Genomic DNA, 16620 nt, shown 5'->3' with positions numbered 1-16620 from the left:
ATGACAGCGTTCAGCGGCGGCCATTTTGAACAATTCATCGAGCGTGCCCGCGCCCGCGACGAACTGGTGGTGCAACCGCGCATGGGCTTCGGCGCGCTCAACCAGATGCGCGCCGGGCTGGCCAGTGTCGCCGCCCTGCCCTGCGCGGCCATCGGCACGATCACCCTCGACAGCTACACGCGAGTCGGCGATTACCAGAGTGCTTTGCAGTGCCTCAACAGTTCGGCGCCGATGAACGGTTTCCCGATCATCAGCCACCCGATCGAGGCGGTGCGCAGCATGCTCGCCGGGCTTTACGGCGCCGAATTTCCGATCCAGATCCGGCACGGCACCGCCAAACCGCAAAACGTGTTCCAACGCCTGGCCGCATTGGGGCTTGATGCTACCGAAGGCGGGCCGGTGTCGTATTGCATGCCGTACAGTCGCTTGCCGCTGGCCGAGGCGGTCAGCGCCTGGGCCGAAAGCTGTCAGCTCCTTGCGGGTGCGACCGAGCATGCACACATCGAAAGTTTTGGTGGCTGCCTGTTGGGGCAGCTGTGTCCGCCCTCGCTGCTGATCGCCATGACATTGCTCGAAGCGTTGTTTTTCCGCCAGCACGGGGTTCGCGGAGTCTCGCTCAGCTACGCCCAAGGCACTTCGATGGAGCAGGATTTCGGCGCGTTACGGGCACTGCGCGAGTTGGCCGCCGAGTATCTGCACGGCGCTCACTGGCATGTCGTGGTGTATTCCTACATGGGCGTATTCCCGACGACAAACCATGGTGCGCGGCGCTTGATTTGCGACAGCGCGCGCCTGACCCGCGCCGCCGGTTGCGAGCGGCTGATCGTCAAGACCGTCGCCGAATCGCGGCAGATTCCTTCCGTCGACGACAACCTCGATGCCCTGCGTATGGCCGCCGACGTGGCGGCCGGTGACCTACCGACGATCGATGCGAGCAGCGCCGACTACTACGAGGAAACCCTCTTCGAAGCCCGACGACTGGTGGAAAGCGTGCTCAATCTGCATGCCGATATCGGCCTGGCATTGATCCAGGCCTTCGCCCGCGGCTTGCTCGACATTCCTTACTGCCTGCACCCGGACAACCCCGGCCGCGCCACCACCCGTATCGATGACAACGGCGCGCTGCGCTGGGGCAACACCGGTGGCCTGGCGTTGCCGCGCGCCAGCGGCTGGTCGCTGAACGGCCCCGGCGTCAGCTCCTCCGAACTGTTTCAGATGTTGCATTACACGGTGAATCGTTATGACCAACCCTTGCATTGATTCCAGCCTCGCACCGTTGATTCTGGTCGACGCGTACTCCACCGGCTCGCTGCTGGCCCGTTCACTGGCCGGGCAGCGCCGCCTGCTACATGTGCGTTCCCGCGCGCAGATGCCCGGCGCGTTCGCCGCGAGCTGCCCTCAGGAGCTGTTTGCCGAGGACTACAGCGTCGCCGACGAAGGCCTTGAAGCGTTGGTCGCCAGACTCGCCGCACAACAACCGGCGGCGGTGCTGACCGGCAGCGAATTCGGTGTCGAACTGGCCGATCTGCTTGCCGCCCGCCTCGGCCTGCCGGGCAATGATCCCGCCACCTCCGCCGCCCGTCGCGACAAATCACTGATGGCTGAACGCGTGGGCGAGGCCGGGCTGCCGGTAGCTGCGCAGTTGCGCACCAGTTCACTACCCCGTGCGCTGGCGTGGTTCAAGGCTCGGGGCGGCGCCAGTGTCGTCGCCAAGCCACTCGACAGTGCCGGTTCCGACAACGTGTTCATTTGCCATGACGCGCAACAGTTGCAGGCCGCCATCGAGTCGATCCTCGGCGCCACCAACCTGATGATGCTCAACAACCAGTCCGTGCTGTTGCAGGAATACCTGAGCGGCGACGAATACGTGATCAACAGCGTCAGCCATGGCGGCGAACACTGGATCACCGACGTCTGGAAATGCACCAAGACGTTCGCCGCCGACGGCCGCAAAATCTACGACCGCGAAGACCTGCTGCCGGCCGAGGCCCGCGAGCTGCCGGCGATACTCGACTATGTCGAAGGCGTGCTCGATGCATTGGGCATCGTGCACGGCCCGGCGCATACCGAACTGATCCTGACCGCCAACGGCCCGCGCCTGCTGGAAACCGGCGCGCGCCTCTCCGGCCTGGCCTGCCCGCCAGCCCTGCAAGCCGCGACCGGCAATGATCAGGTGGCCCTGACCTGCCTCAGCTACGTGCAACCGCAACAACTGGCGCAATGGCCAAAACGCTATCGACTGTTGCAGCACGCCCGTGGTTTGAACCTGATCGCCCACCGCCCAGGCGTGTTCGCGCAAAGCACGGCGCGCCAGCGCCTGGAAGCCTTGCCGAGTTTTCATAACGTCAGATTCCGCTTCGGTGAAGGGGCAAGGATTGCCCCCACCGTCGACCTCAACAGTTCCCCGGGGGCGGTGTTTCTGCTGCACCCGCAACTCGAACGCATCGACGCCGACTACGACGCCTGGCGTGGATGGGAAAGGGATTGGTTGTAACCACAGACAGCCCCGACCACGGGGCGCAACAAGGAAGAGAGCCATGAGCCTGCATACCCGAACCAAACGACTGAGTGTTCCTCAACTGGTCGCGATGAAGGGACAACAGAAAATTGTCTCCCTGACCGCGTATACAAGCCATATCGCCAAGTTGATGGACCCCATTGTTGACTTCATCCTGGTGGGTGACTCCACTGCCATGGTCGGTTATGGCCGTACCTCGACCCTCGACATGAGTCTGGAGGAAATCATCGCGCACACCCGCGCGGTCGTCAGCAGCACGCGACTGGCCTGTGTGATTGCCGACATGCCGTTCGGCAGTTACCAGGAGTCGCCGCAGCAGGCCTACCGCAACTGTGCGCAAGTCATGGCGCGCACCGGCTGCGACGCACTCAAGCTGGAAGGTGGCGCGGTGCTCGCCGAGACCGTGGAGTTCCTGGTCAAACGCGGCATTCCGGTGATGGCGCATATTGGCCTGATGCCGCAATACGTGAACGCCATGGGTGGCTTCAAGGCTCAAGGCATGAACGAGACCGCCGCGCTGGCGATTGAAGCCGATGCACGCGCGCACCTGGAAGCGGGCGCTTTCAGCTTGCTGCTTGAAGGCGTTGCCGAAAGCCTGGCACGACGGGTGACCGACTTTTCGCCGATGCCGACCATCGGCATTGGTGCTTCACCGGCGTGCGACGGCCAGGTGCTGGTGACCGAGGATATGCTCGGGCTCGGCGGCGACCACGTGCCACGCTTCGTCAAGCAATACGCCGACGTCGGCGCGCTGATCAGCCAGGCTTGCGAAGCGTTCGCCAAAGAAGTCCGCGATGGCACCTTCCCCGAGCCCAAGCACTGCTATGGCGTCAATTGAACGCCGGGGCCTCAGCTCTCATCCTGGATCGCCTGAGTCAGCATCTTCAACGCGTGGATAATATCCTTGCTCCAGTCGATGGTGTAGCTCAGGCGCAGGTGATGCTGCCAGGCCCCTTGCTGGCTGAATATTTCGCCGGGAGCGATGACGATGCGTTTGGCCAACAGGCGCTCGAACACTCGGCGCATGTTCACCGGCCGCGTGGCTTCCACCCAGAACGCAGCGCCGCCCAGCGGCGCGACAATACGCAACTGGCCTTCGGTGTGTTCGTGCAGCATGTCTTGCATGCGTTGCATGCGACCGATCAACAGACTGCGCAACATCTGCGTGTGCTGATCGATCCGCCGCGTGGTGAACAACCGGGCAATCGCCTTTTGCCGAATTGGCGACAAACGAAAGGCCCGCTCGAGAAACAGACGATGCAGTTCAGGCCCCTGAAACCGACTCAATACATAGCCGTACGGGGCTTCCGAGCCGATGATCTTGTCGAACGTCGAAAACACCACCAGCCGCTCCGGGTCGGCAAAGTCCCGGTAACGCGTGGCGTCCGGCTCGAAACAGAAATCGCCGTAGCTGTCATTTTCAAACAGCCAGACGCGCCGTTCGGCCAACCAGCGGCAGATCAGCTTCTTGTCCTCGGCCGGCATCAGGCTGCCGTGGGGAATACTCACAGTCGACGACAACACGGCGAGGCTGATGGGCTCGCGCTGCAACAACAGCTGGAGCTGCGGCAAGTCGAAGCGACCATCGTCACCCAGCGGCACTTCGATCACACGGATCTTCGCTGCGTGCAGTTGGCGCAAAATCGCCCACGAACACGGCGACTCCACCAGTGCCACGGTGCCGGTCAACTGTAAGGCTTCGAGGGATAACTCGAGCACGCTGCGCAGGTCGGAACCGATATACACGTGCTCGGCACGCCAGTAGCAACGCGTCGAACGGGTGTAGCGATCAGCCAGAACGCTGCGCAACTCGATTTCGCCAAACGGTTGATAGAGCGGCGCATGAGAGCGCGGGTACTGGCGCGTCAGCTCGCGCTCGGTCATCAGCAACGGGTTCTCCAGCGACAGCAACATGGCTGGCGCATCGCTGCTGAGCGCGAGCATGCCGGGTTGCCGGGCACTGGCGAAAACACTGTCGAGCAGGTTCGGCGATCCCTCGCTGACCAATGCCGAATGCATCGCTTTGGTGTAGTAACCAAGCTTGGGCCGGGCGTAGATGCGCCCCTGGTCTTCCAGGAGTGAATAGGCGTACTTGGTCGTCGACACCGACACGTTCAAACGCTGCGCCAATTGCCGCAGTGACGGCAGTTTCTGCTCTCCCTCGGGGCTGGCGGCTTCGATCAGTTCGACGAGATAGCTGTAAACGGCCTGATAGGCGAATGTCGAATCTTTACTTGGGTTCATGCTCAATCGCTTTAAATCCTGGTGCGTTAGGTACTGCGCCTGCTCCTTGAGGTCAAGACCACGGAGCAAACACTTGCACTCGGCCATCCATGCCAACGCTCGGACATCGTACAGACAGATGCCAGTCGGTCAAAAAGCGTAATCAGCAGTGGGCGTTTTCGATAGTCACACAATGTGCCCGGTGATGATCGGCACGGCGTTCTGCCTGGAAAAGCGTTGATCGCCAGGCACAGGGTTGCTTCAGCAGTCCCGGTGACCCATTCCAGCGTTCAGGGTTGACCCGTTTGGACAGGGTAGCGCACACCAACATCCGTGCGATGCGAGGGAGAAGCCGTTATCACGAACCGGCGGATGGGCTTCAGCGTAATGGAAAGCGCTTCGATAGTGCTCGTTTCACCGGCCGATGCCAATCGTTAACGCGTGTCCCGGACGGAACACGCGGGTTGGAAAGTGCAATCAGCGGTGATAACGCCGCACCACGCTGCTGTTGCGCAGCACGTGACCTTTGATTTTCTCCATCAGCTCAGCGCGGGTCAGGCCGGCCGGCAGTGCGTCAGGGGCCAGATCAAGCGCGTAGATCTGGATGATGTAGTGATGCGCGCTGTCGCCCACCGGCGGGCACGGCCCCATGTAATGCGTGTTGCCCTTGCTGTTGGTGCCACCGACACCTTCGAGCGCGGATTTCGCGCCGACACCGGCCGCAATCTGCCGCGTTGTGGCTTTGATGCCGTAGTGAATCCAGTGATCGACACCCAGGCCTTTCTGGCCATCCGGGTCGTGCATGACGATCGCATAGCTCAGGGTACCGGCGGGACCGGCGTTCCAGCTCAGGGCCGGCGACTGGTTCTTGCCGCCGCAACCGGCCGCATCGCTGGCCGCTGCTGCCGTGAACAGGCGGTTATCCGAGACACCGGGGATGTCGAGGGTGAAACGCTCCTGGGCCGCCTGCGCCGGAAACTGCACGCAAAGGGCGACGGCGACGGCCGCCAGCCAAGGGTTGAGAGAGGTCAATCGGGTCATTCCGGGAGCACCTTGTGCAGTTGGGCCGTCGTCGGCCTGCAAACTATAGCTGTACCGTTCATGCCGTGGCAGTAGCAAATGGCTGAACCTCGCACTGTTGTGCAAACTCGTAAGAGAAATACCTGCGAGGAAGCCGAACATGCCCCTGCACCTTGTCGCCCGTAGCGCCGATGTTCCTGAAGACCGTGGCCTGCAAGTCGAAATCGGCGACTGCAAGATAGTGTTGCTGCGCGCAAACAGCGAGCTACGCGCTTTTCAGGGCGAATGCCCACATGCCGGCGCGCCCCTGGCTGACGGTGCGTTGTGTCATGGACGCCTGATCTGCCCGTGGCACAAGGCTGCGTTTCGCGCTGAAGACGGCGCCTTGTGCGAACCGCCGGCCCTCGACAGCCTCAAGCGTTATCCACTGGAACTGCGTGGCGAAGAGGTTTGGGTCGATGACCAACCACTGTCGGACGCGCATACGCCGCCTGCCGACGATTCACGGACCTTCGTGATTGTCGGCGCAGGAGCAGCGGGCACGGCGTGCGCGGCAGCTCTGCGGGAGAAGGGTTTTGGCGGTCGCATCAAGATGATCGACCGAGAGCCTGACGCCGGGTATGACCGCACCGTGCTGAGCAAATTTGTCCTCGCCGGAGAAATGCCGGTGCAGGAAACCCCGCCGCTGCGCGATGAAAGTTTTTATAAAGAGCAGCGTATCGAGCGCGTTCAAGGCGAAATCAGCTCACTCGACGCCGCCAACCGAACCCTTCATTTCACTAACGGTGAAACCCTGCTTTATGACGCGGCGGTGCTCGCCACAGGGGCCGAGCCCAATCCGCTGGAGTTGCCCGGTGCCGACTTGCCTCAGGTATTTGTCCTGCGCTCAAAAGCCCAGGCCGAGCAGATCATGAGCGCGGCGACACCGGAGCAACGCGCGGTGATCATCGGCGACAGCTTCATCGCCCTGGAATGCGCCTCGGCGCTGCGCCAGCACGGCCTCGACGTCACCGTGCTCGCACGCCACGCCGTGCCTTTCGTCGCCCAGTTCGGCGAGGCCGTGGGCAAAGCCCTGCGTGCACTGCACGAACAAAACGGCGTGAAATTCATCAGCGAGCATGCGGCCACCGAGATCATTGGCGACGGCAAGGTCGAGGCAGTGCTGCTGGACAACGGCTTACGGATTTCTGCAGATCTGGTGCTGGCGGGGGTCGGCGTGCACCCGGCCACAGAGGCGTTTGCTTCACTGCCACGGGAGAAAGACCAATCGCTGCGCGTCGATGACGGCATGCGCGTCAGCGACAGCCTGTGGGCGATTGGCGACATTGCCACCTTCACGCTCAACGGCCAGCCTCAGCGCATCGAGCACTGGCGCCTGGCCCAGCAACATGCGCGAATCGCCGCCGCGAACATGCTCGGAGGCGAAGAGCACTACTTCGACGTAGCGTTTTTCTGGACCTGGCATTTTGGCAAGAACTACGACTATCTCGGTCACGCCGAACATTGGGATGAGGTCGAGTTTCTCGGCGATCCCGAGCACCCGCCGTTTATTGGGCTGTTCGGCAGAAATGGTGTGCTGGTCGCGGCAGTCGCCTGCGAAAAAGAACGCGCCATGGCCATGCTGGCTGAACGCATGAAACAACCATTGCCGATGGAAGAAGCCTGGTCACTGATGATCCACTTGTAGGAGCTGCCGCAGGCTGCGATCTTTTGATTGATCGCTCCCACGTGGAGCTTGGGAGCGATCAACCGGTCAACGAGGCAGAGGGTCGCGGTTGTCATCGTCTTCGGCGTGCAGAAAGATCACTCGCGGGTTCTCCAGCGGCGCGAGCGGTGGTGGCAACTCTTGTTGTTCCACCGGCCAGAAGTGCGTCACTACACGACTGATATCGCCTTCCTGATCGTTGTGAATCGTCATGATTCCGGGCGTACGCAGTTTCTGAAAACGATCATCGCAAAGCTTGAAGCTCTTGCTCAGCCCTTCATCGTCGATCACTGGCGACGGTAACCGGCGCTGGGCGAAACTGCGACTTTTGCGCTGTTGATAACGCGCCCAACTGATCAGTATCACTGCGTTGACCAACGCCACCCACAGATAAATCTGCAAGGTCCCCAGCGCTTCGAATGCCGAGTTATCGATGCGCGGCCCGCCCGCGTGCGTTTCGATCAGTGGCCATAACCCACGTATTAGCAAAAACAGCAGGCCAACCCACGCCAACACGGTAAGGATCACGTCGATCACCACCAGAAATGGCCGCTGACGGGTCCGGATGATTTTCATTTGATGACCTCCTCTTCGTCGTCGCCGACCGGTTTGATGCCCCGGTCTGGACTGACCCAACGCGCACGCTTCTGATGTTGGCCAAACAGCACTTTGGGGAAACTGACCAACGTGGTCAGCAGGCTGATGAGCCAGAACACCAACGGATACCAGACCACCCAGAACATGGTCTTGCCCAGACCCGGTTCATAGCGACGGTCGATGACGATGCTGACCGCGAACTGCACCAGACAGACGAAGGCCAGCAGTAAACCGGTGAACGCCGGCGGCATCAAATGATCCACCGCGATGGCTTCGGGCATGACCACGAACTTGCCGACGCCCCAGAAAATCACCGACAGCAGGAAGGTGAAGGCCCAACCGGTCGACAGGCAATATTCGAACAGCAACGGCCACAGATAACGGTGCCGGTACTGCCAAATCCCTCGAATGTTTTTGAACAACACCTCGGCGCCGCCCTGAGCCCAACGCAGACGCTGCTTCCACAGGCCGCCAAGGGTTTCCGGCATGAGAATCCAGCACAAGGCGCGCGGCTCGTAGAAGATGCTCCAGTGATCGAGTTGCAGCTTCCAGCTGATGTCGATGTCTTCGGTGATCATGTCCGGGCTCCAGTAGCCCACCCGGTTCAGCGCTGAGCGGCGGAACGCGACGATCACCCCGGAGACGGTGAAGATCCGCCCGAACACCCGTTGCGTACGTTTGATCAGGCCGATGATCGAGGAGAACTCGCCGACCTGCACTCGCCCGACCAAAGTCGAGCGTGTACGAATCCGCGGGTTACCGGTCACGGCGCCGAGGCGGTTGTTGTCGAGCATCGGCGCTACCAGATACGCCGCCGTGTTCGGCGCCAACAGCGCATCGCCGTCGATGCACACCAGGTATTCGCTACGTGCAGCGATGGCGCCCATGCGCAGCGCCACAGCCTTGCCCTGGTTTTCCGCCAAGTGCAGCACGCGCAGGCGTGGATCTTCCTTGGCCAGCCTGTCGAGCACCTCGGCAGTGTTGTCCTTGGAGCCGTCGTTGATCGCGATGACTTCGATGTTCGGGTAATGCTGGGCCAGCGCCGCGTGGATGGTGTCGGCGGCGTTATCACCTTCGTTGTAGCAAGGGATCAGGATCGAGATCAGCGGTTCGCCTTCCAGTGGTGGCGGCAGCGTGTCGTCCTGCCACGGCCAGTGGCGCTCCCAGTGCAGCCAGAAATACAGGCCGCCGGCAATCCACAGCCCGGACATGAACAACGGGTAGAAGAACACGAAGTCCATCAGGAACTGCCCAGTCACCAGGAAGATCAGCCCCAGCGGTACGCCGAGGACAATCGCCAGAACAAGCAGGGCTAACAGTCTATCCAGCATGTCATGGGTTCCATTTGTTGGAGAGCGCAGGCCTTACAGTTTTCAGGTCCGGCAGGTTGTCGAGGAAGTTGTCCGGGTAATAGCCGAAACTGGTCGCGCCCTGACGTTTGAGGCGACCCATCCAGTTCGCGAGATGCGCGCCATCGATATTGGCCTGATCCTTTTTCGTCCAGTCACGGGCCTGTAATTCGAACACTGTGCGGTTCAGTGCCCCGGGGCGCTTGCTCACGGTTTGCACCAGCGACTCCAGCCACGGGCCGGACTCTGCCTGGGTCTGTTTCTCCATCAGCGGCATGGCCATCGGCGCTGTCCAGTCGTAAGTCGCGAGGAAGTCGTCGAGGTTCTGCGCGTACCATTCTTCGCTGTGCGGATTGAGCATCGGCTCGGCGAAGATGTTGCGCGCGGTCAGCACCTGCGGGCCACGAATCGCACGGACTTTGGCGGTCAACTCGTTGGTGAAGTCGATGAGGTATTTGCTCTTGAAGCGCGTCCAGCGCTGCATCGCGGCCGGGTCATCGCGAAGCGCAGCAATAGAACCGGGCAAGCCTTGGGCGGCGTAGGCCTTCAATGCTTCAGGGCTGGCGTCTTCAAAGTCCGAAAGCACCGCGTCGTCGTGATAGAGGATGCCGTCGACCGACGTCAGTCGCGCCACGTCTTCGTAGATTTCACCGATGATCCGCCGCACCTCAGGATCGAATGGCGACAGGCGTTTGTACTGGTCAGGATCGACCAAGGTGGTTCCGGTTTTCGGGTCCCAGCGGGTCACGCGCGGCAATTTCGAATCGAGACCGAAACTCAGCACCGGCATCCACGCAAAGACCTTCACGTGGGCACGGGTGCGCAACTGCCAGGCAACACGGTCGAAGATATCGGCGCGCACCGGCAAGTGGCGGTTGGGGAAGTACAGCGAATGCACCAGGCCGTCGCCCTGTGGATCGGCAAAGGCTTGCAGGAACACCGTGTTGGCGCCCATGTCAGCCATGCGCTGCACCAGTTTGCCAAGGTTGATGTCCTGTTGTGCCGGATCCGGGTCGTAGACATTGTCCAGATCGACATGCACCACACGCATGACGAAATCCGACTGCGCCGCGACCACGCTGTTGGCGAAATGCTCGCCGTCAGGATCGGAGGCGACGAGGAAGCGCGGACTGCTCATCAGGTTATCGAGGGCATCAAGACCGTCGTCGAGGGTCAGGGCCATTTCGTAGCCCTCCTCACCGACCACGGTCAGCGACGTGCCATCCGCCGTGCCGTAAGGCCAAACCCAGACGCGCGGTTTGTAGCCAGTGACCTTGCGGATTTTCTCCGAGATGTTGTTCACGTCGGTGCGAATCCGCGCCTGGAAGTCAGCCTCGGATTCATAACGCTTGGTGACGGGATCGTAGCGCCGGGTCGCGGCGGCAGGCTGCATGTTGCCTTGCGGGTTGGCCAGAATCCCTTTGTGGTTGGCATCGGTGTGCGCTGCGATTTCCACCAGACCCGATTGCGAGATTTCACGCACCTGATCCCATGTCAGGAAGTCGGAACGTGCACGCGGGGCGCCAGCGAAATCCACCGGTTGATTGAGCGGCGTGTCGATCCAGCTACCGACCGGCGCCAGCAGCGCGTGCCAGTTGTAGGCACGCAAAACAGGGAGCACGCGGGTGTAGAAGCTCGAATAACCGTCGTCGAAACTCAGCAGAATCGCCTTCGCCGGCAGCTCCGGGCCGCCCTTGCGCGCCGCCATGATCTGGTCGACCGTGACCGGTTTGTAGCCGTTTTCCCGCAGCCAGGCGAGCTGCTCGATCATGCGCTCGGTGCGTACCGCCACCACGGCCTGATCGGGGTCGCGGTCTTCGATATCGTGATAGGCGATGCCGAGCACGTGATTTTTCGGCCACGGTTTTTCACTGGCCGCCAGCGGACGCTCGGACGGCGGCGCAAAGGCCGGGGCTTGCTGGGCGCAGGCGCTGACCAGCAGCACTCCCAGCAGAAAGATGAAACGCGAAATCAAAGGCATCTTCAAACTCTTCTAGAAGCGGAAAGTGAGGTCGACGAGCAGACGCAGATCGGTTTCCCGATCACCGTCGTAAGGCCGGTTGATCACACTGAACAAACCGCCCACCTCGAACACGTCGTTCCAGGCATAACGTTGGCCGTAACCGAGCAAAGCCATACCGCCGGTGCCATGATCACGCTGGCTATACGTACCCGCGCCTGCCTGGAACTGTTGGCTCCAGGAGGTCTCGTAGCGGTGGTAGAGCACGTGATTGACGTTGACTGTCGGCATCACACTGAAGTCCGACTTCGGATTGAAGTACGGCACGTCTTCAGAGTTGGAGTTGTGGCTGGTGCCGACTTCCAGCCCGGCATCGACCTGCACGTTCGGCGCGCTGTAGACGCCTTCGCGGCCGGTGAGCAAGGCTTCGACGCGGTTGTTGCCGTCGCTGAAGTGCGACGGGCTCACCGACAGTTTCCACTCGCGGCTTTCGTTGGCGCGCCAGCGGATGAAACCGCTGCCACCATTGGCCTTGATGTCGCTGTTGAGCGCGCGCAATGGGGTCTCGGCCGACAGATATTCGAGGCTGCCGCCGTATTGCCAGTTGTCGTTGATATCGCGGGCGATCGCCAGGCGCGCGCCCTGCTTGTCGCCGTAACCGTAGGAGTGGTTGGAGACTTCGGCTTCAAGGGTCATGTCGCGGGTACGACGTTCCAGACCGACGCGCTGGAAGCGGTGATTTCCCGTGCCTTCGGCGAAGTCACCAGTGGCATAACCCGCGCCGGCGAACACGCGCCAGTCTTCATCGATCGGCGGACTGTACAGCGTCGTTTGAATACCGAAATCACGGCTGCCGCTGACGGCCCCGGCATTACCGCCGCTGCCGCCATTGGCCTTGCCACCATAGGCTTCAACGCGCAGTTCGGACATGTCATGCACTTCACGTTCACGGGCCAGACGCTGTACCTGACGGTTGTCCGGATAACGCGCAACCACGTCGTCGGTCAGCGCATCCATCTGCCGCCATTCCTGCAACTCCATGGCGGTGTGCGCCTGGCCGATCTCCAGGCCCATGTCGCGCGGCACCATGCTCTCGGTTTCCTTGAGTTGCATTTCTGCGCGGCGCGGCCAGTTGCGGGCCAGATACAGATCGGCCTGAGCCAGACGCAAGCCGACGTTACCCGGCGCCTGATCGACCAGGGTCTGCAAACGCTCCTCACCATGCGGCAAGTCGGAACCGTATGTGCCGGCCTGCGCTGCAAGTTGTTGGGCGTCCATCCATTCGTCGTTGGGGTTGCCGATGGGCAAGCCCTTGAGTTCGATGCGCGGGCGTTGTGACTTGGCCAGGTCTTCGGCGACTTTGCGTGCCTCTTCGGCGCGGTCGCTTTCCAGCAATGAGTAATACAGCGCGGTGCTGTCTTCGAGACGATCACCCGCGTCGGCATCGGGTGCCGACAGGACCTGGCGATACAGGTCAGTGGAAATTTCCGGCTGACGCTGATCGAGATAAGACGCCGCCACCCAACGCAGGGCATAGGTCGGAATCTTCACGCCTTCGGCTTGCAGCTTCTGATACTCGGTGATGACGTCGGCGGTGCGCGCCCGGGCCTTGAGCGCGCCCATGCGGTCAATGCGCCAGCGGATCACGTCGTCGTGCGCAGTGGCGTCCGGTGTCCAGGTAGCGAGCAGTTTGTCGTAGTCGGCCAGCGCCCGGTCGGCGATGACGTAGCGTTCTTTTTCGCTGCGTGTGGCGAATTCGGCGAGACGCACGCGCTCGGCGGCCAGATCGCCTTCGAGTCGGCGCAAAGTCACTGGATCGATCAGGCCAGGCCGTTGATTGGCCAGGCGCAGCGCCGGTTCCGGCAGACGCGCCTTTTGCAGGGCGACCACGTATTCGCGGGCGACTTCCGGTTTGCTGCCGGCGCGCTTGAAGGCCTGATCGTATTCGAACAGCGCGTCGTAGGGTTTGTTGTCACGCGTCAGCGCGTAGCCCAGCGCGAGGCGGCGAGCAGGGTCATCGGGTTTGCCCGCCACCAGCGCCTTGGCGCGGGTCACTGCTTCGTCGGGTTTGCCGGCGTCGGCTTGAGTCAGGGCCAGGCCAAGCTGCAGATCGGCGTTGTCCGGCTCCAGTGCCAAGGCCTTGTTGTAGACCTGAGTCGCCTGATCCCAACGCTTGAGGTTGCGATAGGCGCGTGCGGTGGCGGTCAGCGCCTGCACCGGCAGCACACGGTCGCGGCCCTCGGTTTCATAAACCTTGACCACTTCGGCGTCGAGCCCGGCCCAACTGGCGATTTGCAGGTGATCGCTGATCTGCCCGGTGGTCGACTGGCCCGGCGGTACCTGACGCAGCACCGTCAGCGCAGGGGTGTACTGCCCGGCACGCGCATCGCGAACCATCTGATCATAGGGCGTGTCGGCAAAGGCCAGCGCCGGCCAGAGCAACTGGCTGCACAGCGCAACACGGAACAACGGGCGTAAACCACGATGCAATACAGGAACATCAATACGCGGCATTCGTCAGCATCCTTACATGGCCAGCCGGGTCGCAATGCCCTCCTTGCCCATTCGGAACGGTGACCGACATAGACAGCATTCGGCCAAGCTTAGTCAGGCAGTCTTGCATGCAAGCGTAGACCAATATCCGCAACGCAATATTTGTTCAGAATCGTCACGGTGGCTCCGCCGCGACAGCGAAAACCCGAACGCCAGACAGCAAAACGCCCGGCGTCTGTTCAACACAGAGGCCGGGCGTTGCTATTAAGAGCGCAGGATTACTGCACTTGCGTGACGCCCGCGAACTTGCTCATCAGGAAACCGACGAACTGCTCAACGGTCATCTTCTGGCCGTTGAATTCCACCTGATTGGCGGCGTAATGCAGCTTGGTCACGACGTTGCTGCCGTCCACGACCGCCAATTGCGAACCGACTGCCATGCCGGCGAACATGTCGGCAGCTTCTTTGGACTGATCAACGATGGCTTTGGCATCGGTCTGGCCGTCCAGTTGCGCCTGCACGCTGAGCAGATCAACCAGCATTGGCTTGGACACCTGAATATTCAGGTCGAGCAACGCGATCAGTTGTTTGCCCAACTGATCCGGCGGCAAATCCATCGATTGCGGTTTGGTCAGGTCGATCACCAGATTGGCCTTGCTCTCGCCGTTGGCGGTATTGAACGAGAGGTTTTCCAGCGCAATCTGCGGGCCGGCGGCCAGCAGTTTCTGCAGATCGGCTTTGACCTGGGCGTTTTCCGCTTCGGTCAGGTTCAGCTCCGGCGCTGGCAGACCTTGAGCGGTCGCTTCGGCGGCGGCTTTCTCGTACGGCTGCAGTTTAGTCTGGTAGATCTGCATCAGCGACATGGTCGACGGGATGTCGAGGTTCTTCAGGCTCATGGCCATGCTCGCCGAACCGATTTTCTTGTCGTTGAGCGTCACTTCGCCAATTTTGTAGTCAGCGCGACCGGAAGCATTGCTGCCGCTTTCTTCGGTGAGGTTCTTCATTTCGAAGTTCTTCACGCCGAGCACCGATTGCTTGGGACCGAAGGTGGTTTTGCTGCTGGTCAGCTCCAGGGTGTTTTCGCCGGTGTAGTAGCCGTAGCTGCTCTTGGCGAGGTTGCTGGCCAGGGTCAGACCGTTGAGCTCGACCTGCACCGGCGCCTGATCTTCAGCCACGGTGACCAGTTTCAGACTGTCCATGTAACCGTTGGCTTTAACCTTCTGCGCTTGCGCGCTGGCGGAGATGTCCATGTTCAGACCGGAGAACTTCAGGCTCGATTGTTCATCCAGTGCGGTCTCAAACGGCTGCAATTCGAGGGTGCTGGTGGTGGATTCGTCGTAACCGATGTTGGTCACGCCTTTAAGCGGTGCGGCACCTTTGGTCGCGGCGAACCACTTCTCGGTGGCGGCATTCTTTTCCAGCTCGTAATTGCTGGTGGCCATGACCGGCAGCCATTTCAGCGAGACCAGACGCGAGAACGGCAGTGGGCCGTGCTCGATGTGGTCGACGAACAGCAGCTCGACCGGCTTGTCACCAAACATCTCGCCTTCACCCTTGAGGCGATAGTGCGCGGTGCTGGTGAAGGTGTGGCGTTCCAGCGAAACCAGTTCCAGCGACGCGGTGCCGTTGGAGCCAGCCATGGCCGTTTGCAGCTCTTTGTTGGCATTGACGACGGCGTTGTTCAGTACGCCTTCGATCTTGGTCCCGGTGTACCAGGCCCCGCCTGCGCTGATGGCGCCGATGGCAACAACAATTCCGAGAAGCACGCCTGCTGATTTATTCATGAATGACCTGATCGATTTCCGTGGCTGTGAGTGTGGTCGTCTTCCCTGAACCCGTGACCGGGTCGCGGCTAGACTCCGCTGAATTCAGCGGTGGAGATTAGCACCGGGCGCGCAAGACGGCCCAATGTTTAAAGGTTAAAGAGTGTCTATGGGGAGAGTGGACAGCGGTCAGGCAGTGAGAGTTTCGGTGTTTTTCAGTCCGCCTTCGCGAGCAGGCTCGCTCCCACAAGGACAACGCTGCACCTGTGGGAGCGAGCCTGCTCGCGAAGGGGCCTGATGACTCAGTCAAAAATCAGGAATACTGAACCTCGATCTCATCCAGTTGATGATCAAAGCTTTTCAGCCGCGCGGTCCACGTGTAGACCAAAACTTCAAAGTCCCGATCAATCACCGCCCCACCCGGCCCGTCCGCGCGTGGATCGCAGAAATCCAGTTGATAACGTTCGCGGGCCATGGCCGTGGCGACGTCGGACAATTCACGGGCGTTGTTCAGCCAATGCCAGCCCTCGTCAGCGATCTGCTTGTCGAGTTCCAGGCACTGCTTCTTCAGCGCTTCGAGGCTTTTTTCCAGCGGCGTGCCGGTGAGTTCGCCCATGACTTCGGCGAACGTGCGACCGGGCTGCCAGTAGCTGCCCCAGAAATACCGGTCGAACACGGTTTCGACCTTGCGCAGAGCCACTTTGGTGTCCCAAATCAGCACCAGCGTTTTGCCCTGCTCAAGCTGCCGTTTTTTGACCCGCTGAACCTGGACCGACGCCGATGCCACCACGACGATCGCCATGACCGCGATCAACGCTGTCGCGCTGTCGAGGAAAACCATGGCCTTGTCGATCTGGTGGGCCAGCATGATGCCGTAGAAATAGGTGGCCGATAGCAGTAGCAGCGCTGCGAGGGCGCACCAGAAGCCGAGAGCGTAAGGGTTTTTCATTATTGGTTTCCCCTAGACCAGCGCTAGCAATATGCGCTGGAAG

Annotated in this window: 12 protein-coding genes; 4 read left to right on the top strand and 8 right to left on the bottom strand. The window is 61.2% G+C overall.

Features of this window, described 5'->3' with window-relative positions:
* Genes JFT81_RS24865 through panB form a run of 3 tightly spaced genes read left to right on the top strand, consistent with a single transcriptional unit; the run spans position 1 to position 3356 of the window.
* Positions 1–1260, top strand: coding sequence for a methylaspartate mutase (locus tag JFT81_RS24865; RefSeq protein ID WP_201229740.1), 1260 nt, complete (start codon positions 1–3; stop codon positions 1258–1260).
* Positions 1241–2494, top strand: a complete 1254-nt coding sequence (locus JFT81_RS24860) for an ATP-grasp domain-containing protein (RefSeq protein ID WP_201199523.1) — start codon at positions 1241–1243, stop codon at positions 2492–2494. Before JFT81_RS24865 ends, JFT81_RS24860 begins: the two co-directional genes overlap by 20 nt.
* 43 nt (positions 2495–2537) lie before the next feature.
* Positions 2538–3356, top strand: coding sequence for a 3-methyl-2-oxobutanoate hydroxymethyltransferase (gene panB / locus JFT81_RS24855; RefSeq protein ID WP_201229739.1), 819 nt, complete (start codon positions 2538–2540; stop codon positions 3354–3356).
* An 11-nt stretch (positions 3357–3367) separates the two neighbouring features.
* Here the strand turns inward: panB and JFT81_RS24850 are convergent, their stop codons facing one another.
* Positions 3368–4762 carry a PLP-dependent aminotransferase family protein gene (locus JFT81_RS24850; RefSeq protein ID WP_201199521.1) on the bottom strand — a complete coding sequence of 465 codons (1395 nt, stop codon included), beginning with the start codon at positions 4760–4762 and terminating at the stop codon, positions 3368–3370.
* A gap of 456 nt (positions 4763–5218) precedes the next feature.
* The gene (locus tag JFT81_RS24845) at positions 5219–5782 is read right to left on the bottom strand and encodes a YbhB/YbcL family Raf kinase inhibitor-like protein (RefSeq protein WP_201229738.1); all 564 of its coding nucleotides are present in this window, start codon (positions 5780–5782) and stop codon (positions 5219–5221) included.
* Positions 5783–5921: 139 nt separating this feature from the next.
* On the opposite strand from JFT81_RS24845, the gene JFT81_RS24840 reads away from it, so the two are divergent.
* Positions 5922–7448: an FAD-dependent oxidoreductase gene (locus tag JFT81_RS24840; protein ID WP_201229736.1), complete on the top strand. Its 1527-nt coding sequence runs from the start codon at positions 5922–5924 to the stop codon at positions 7446–7448.
* 66 nt (positions 7449–7514) lie between these two features.
* Here the strand turns inward: JFT81_RS24840 and pgaD are convergent, their stop codons facing one another.
* From pgaD to JFT81_RS24810, 6 genes are all read right to left on the bottom strand, one after another.
* Complete coding sequence (gene pgaD, locus JFT81_RS24835; protein WP_201229734.1) at positions 7515–8042, bottom strand: poly-beta-1,6-N-acetyl-D-glucosamine biosynthesis protein PgaD; 528 nt, start codon at positions 8040–8042, stop codon at positions 7515–7517.
* Positions 8039–9394 (bottom strand): poly-beta-1,6-N-acetyl-D-glucosamine synthase, encoded by a 1356-nt coding sequence (pgaC, locus tag JFT81_RS24830; RefSeq protein ID WP_201229732.1) that lies wholly within the window; start codon positions 9392–9394, stop codon positions 8039–8041. Before pgaC ends, pgaD begins: the two co-directional genes overlap by 4 nt.
* Before the next feature lies 1 nt (position 9395).
* The gene (gene pgaB, locus JFT81_RS24825; RefSeq protein WP_201229730.1) at positions 9396–11393 is read right to left on the bottom strand and encodes a poly-beta-1,6-N-acetyl-D-glucosamine N-deacetylase PgaB; all 1998 of its coding nucleotides are present in this window, start codon (positions 11391–11393) and stop codon (positions 9396–9398) included.
* 12 nt (positions 11394–11405) lie between these two features.
* Positions 11406–13886: a poly-beta-1,6 N-acetyl-D-glucosamine export porin PgaA gene (gene pgaA / locus JFT81_RS24820; RefSeq protein WP_201229728.1), complete on the bottom strand. Its 2481-nt coding sequence runs from the start codon at positions 13884–13886 to the stop codon at positions 11406–11408.
* A 257-nt stretch (positions 13887–14143) separates the two neighbouring features.
* Positions 14144–15649, bottom strand: a complete 1506-nt coding sequence (locus JFT81_RS24815) for a YdgA family protein (protein WP_201229720.1) — start codon at positions 15647–15649, stop codon at positions 14144–14146.
* A gap of 292 nt (positions 15650–15941) precedes the next feature.
* Positions 15942–16577 (bottom strand): NADH:ubiquinone oxidoreductase subunit N, encoded by a 636-nt coding sequence (locus JFT81_RS24810; protein WP_201229718.1) that lies wholly within the window; start codon positions 16575–16577, stop codon positions 15942–15944.
* Positions 16578–16620: the final 43 nt, after the last annotated feature.

It is taken from the genome of Pseudomonas sp. TH43 (assembly GCF_016650635.1).
GTDB lineage: Bacteria > Pseudomonadota > Gammaproteobacteria > Pseudomonadales > Pseudomonadaceae > Aquipseudomonas.
Note: the sequence above shows the minus strand (reverse complement) of the source record. Positions and strands in the feature narration are given on the sequence as shown.

What these genes read in the sequence shown, in the direction of transcription:
- JFT81_RS24810 (WP_201229718.1), bottom strand. Translation starts at nt 16,577, where the DNA reads ATGAAAAACCCTTACGCTCTCGGCTTCTGGTGCGCCCTCGCAGCGCTG.
- pgaC (WP_201229732.1), bottom strand. Translation starts at nt 9,394, where the DNA reads ATGCTGGATAGACTGTTAGCCCTGCTTGTTCTGGCGATTGTCCTCGGC.
- JFT81_RS24840 (WP_201229736.1), top strand. Translation starts at nt 5,922, where the DNA reads ATGCCCCTGCACCTTGTCGCCCGTAGCGCCGATGTTCCTGAAGACCGT.
- JFT81_RS24865 (WP_201229740.1), top strand. Translation starts at nt 1, where the DNA reads ATGACAGCGTTCAGCGGCGGCCATTTTGAACAATTCATCGAGCGTGCC.
- pgaA (WP_201229728.1), bottom strand. Translation starts at nt 13,886, where the DNA reads ATGCCGCGTATTGATGTTCCTGTATTGCATCGTGGTTTACGCCCGTTG.
- JFT81_RS24860 (WP_201199523.1), top strand. Translation starts at nt 1,241, where the DNA reads ATGACCAACCCTTGCATTGATTCCAGCCTCGCACCGTTGATTCTGGTC.
- pgaB (WP_201229730.1), bottom strand. Translation starts at nt 11,393, where the DNA reads ATGCCTTTGATTTCGCGTTTCATCTTTCTGCTGGGAGTGCTGCTGGTC.
- pgaD (WP_201229734.1), bottom strand. Translation starts at nt 8,042, where the DNA reads ATGAAAATCATCCGGACCCGTCAGCGGCCATTTCTGGTGGTGATCGAC.
- JFT81_RS24815 (WP_201229720.1), bottom strand. Translation starts at nt 15,649, where the DNA reads ATGAATAAATCAGCAGGCGTGCTTCTCGGAATTGTTGTTGCCATCGGC.
- JFT81_RS24845 (WP_201229738.1), bottom strand. Translation starts at nt 5,782, where the DNA reads ATGACCCGATTGACCTCTCTCAACCCTTGGCTGGCGGCCGTCGCCGTC.
- JFT81_RS24850 (WP_201199521.1), bottom strand. Translation starts at nt 4,762, where the DNA reads ATGAACCCAAGTAAAGATTCGACATTCGCCTATCAGGCCGTTTACAGC.
- panB (WP_201229739.1), top strand. Translation starts at nt 2,538, where the DNA reads ATGAGCCTGCATACCCGAACCAAACGACTGAGTGTTCCTCAACTGGTC.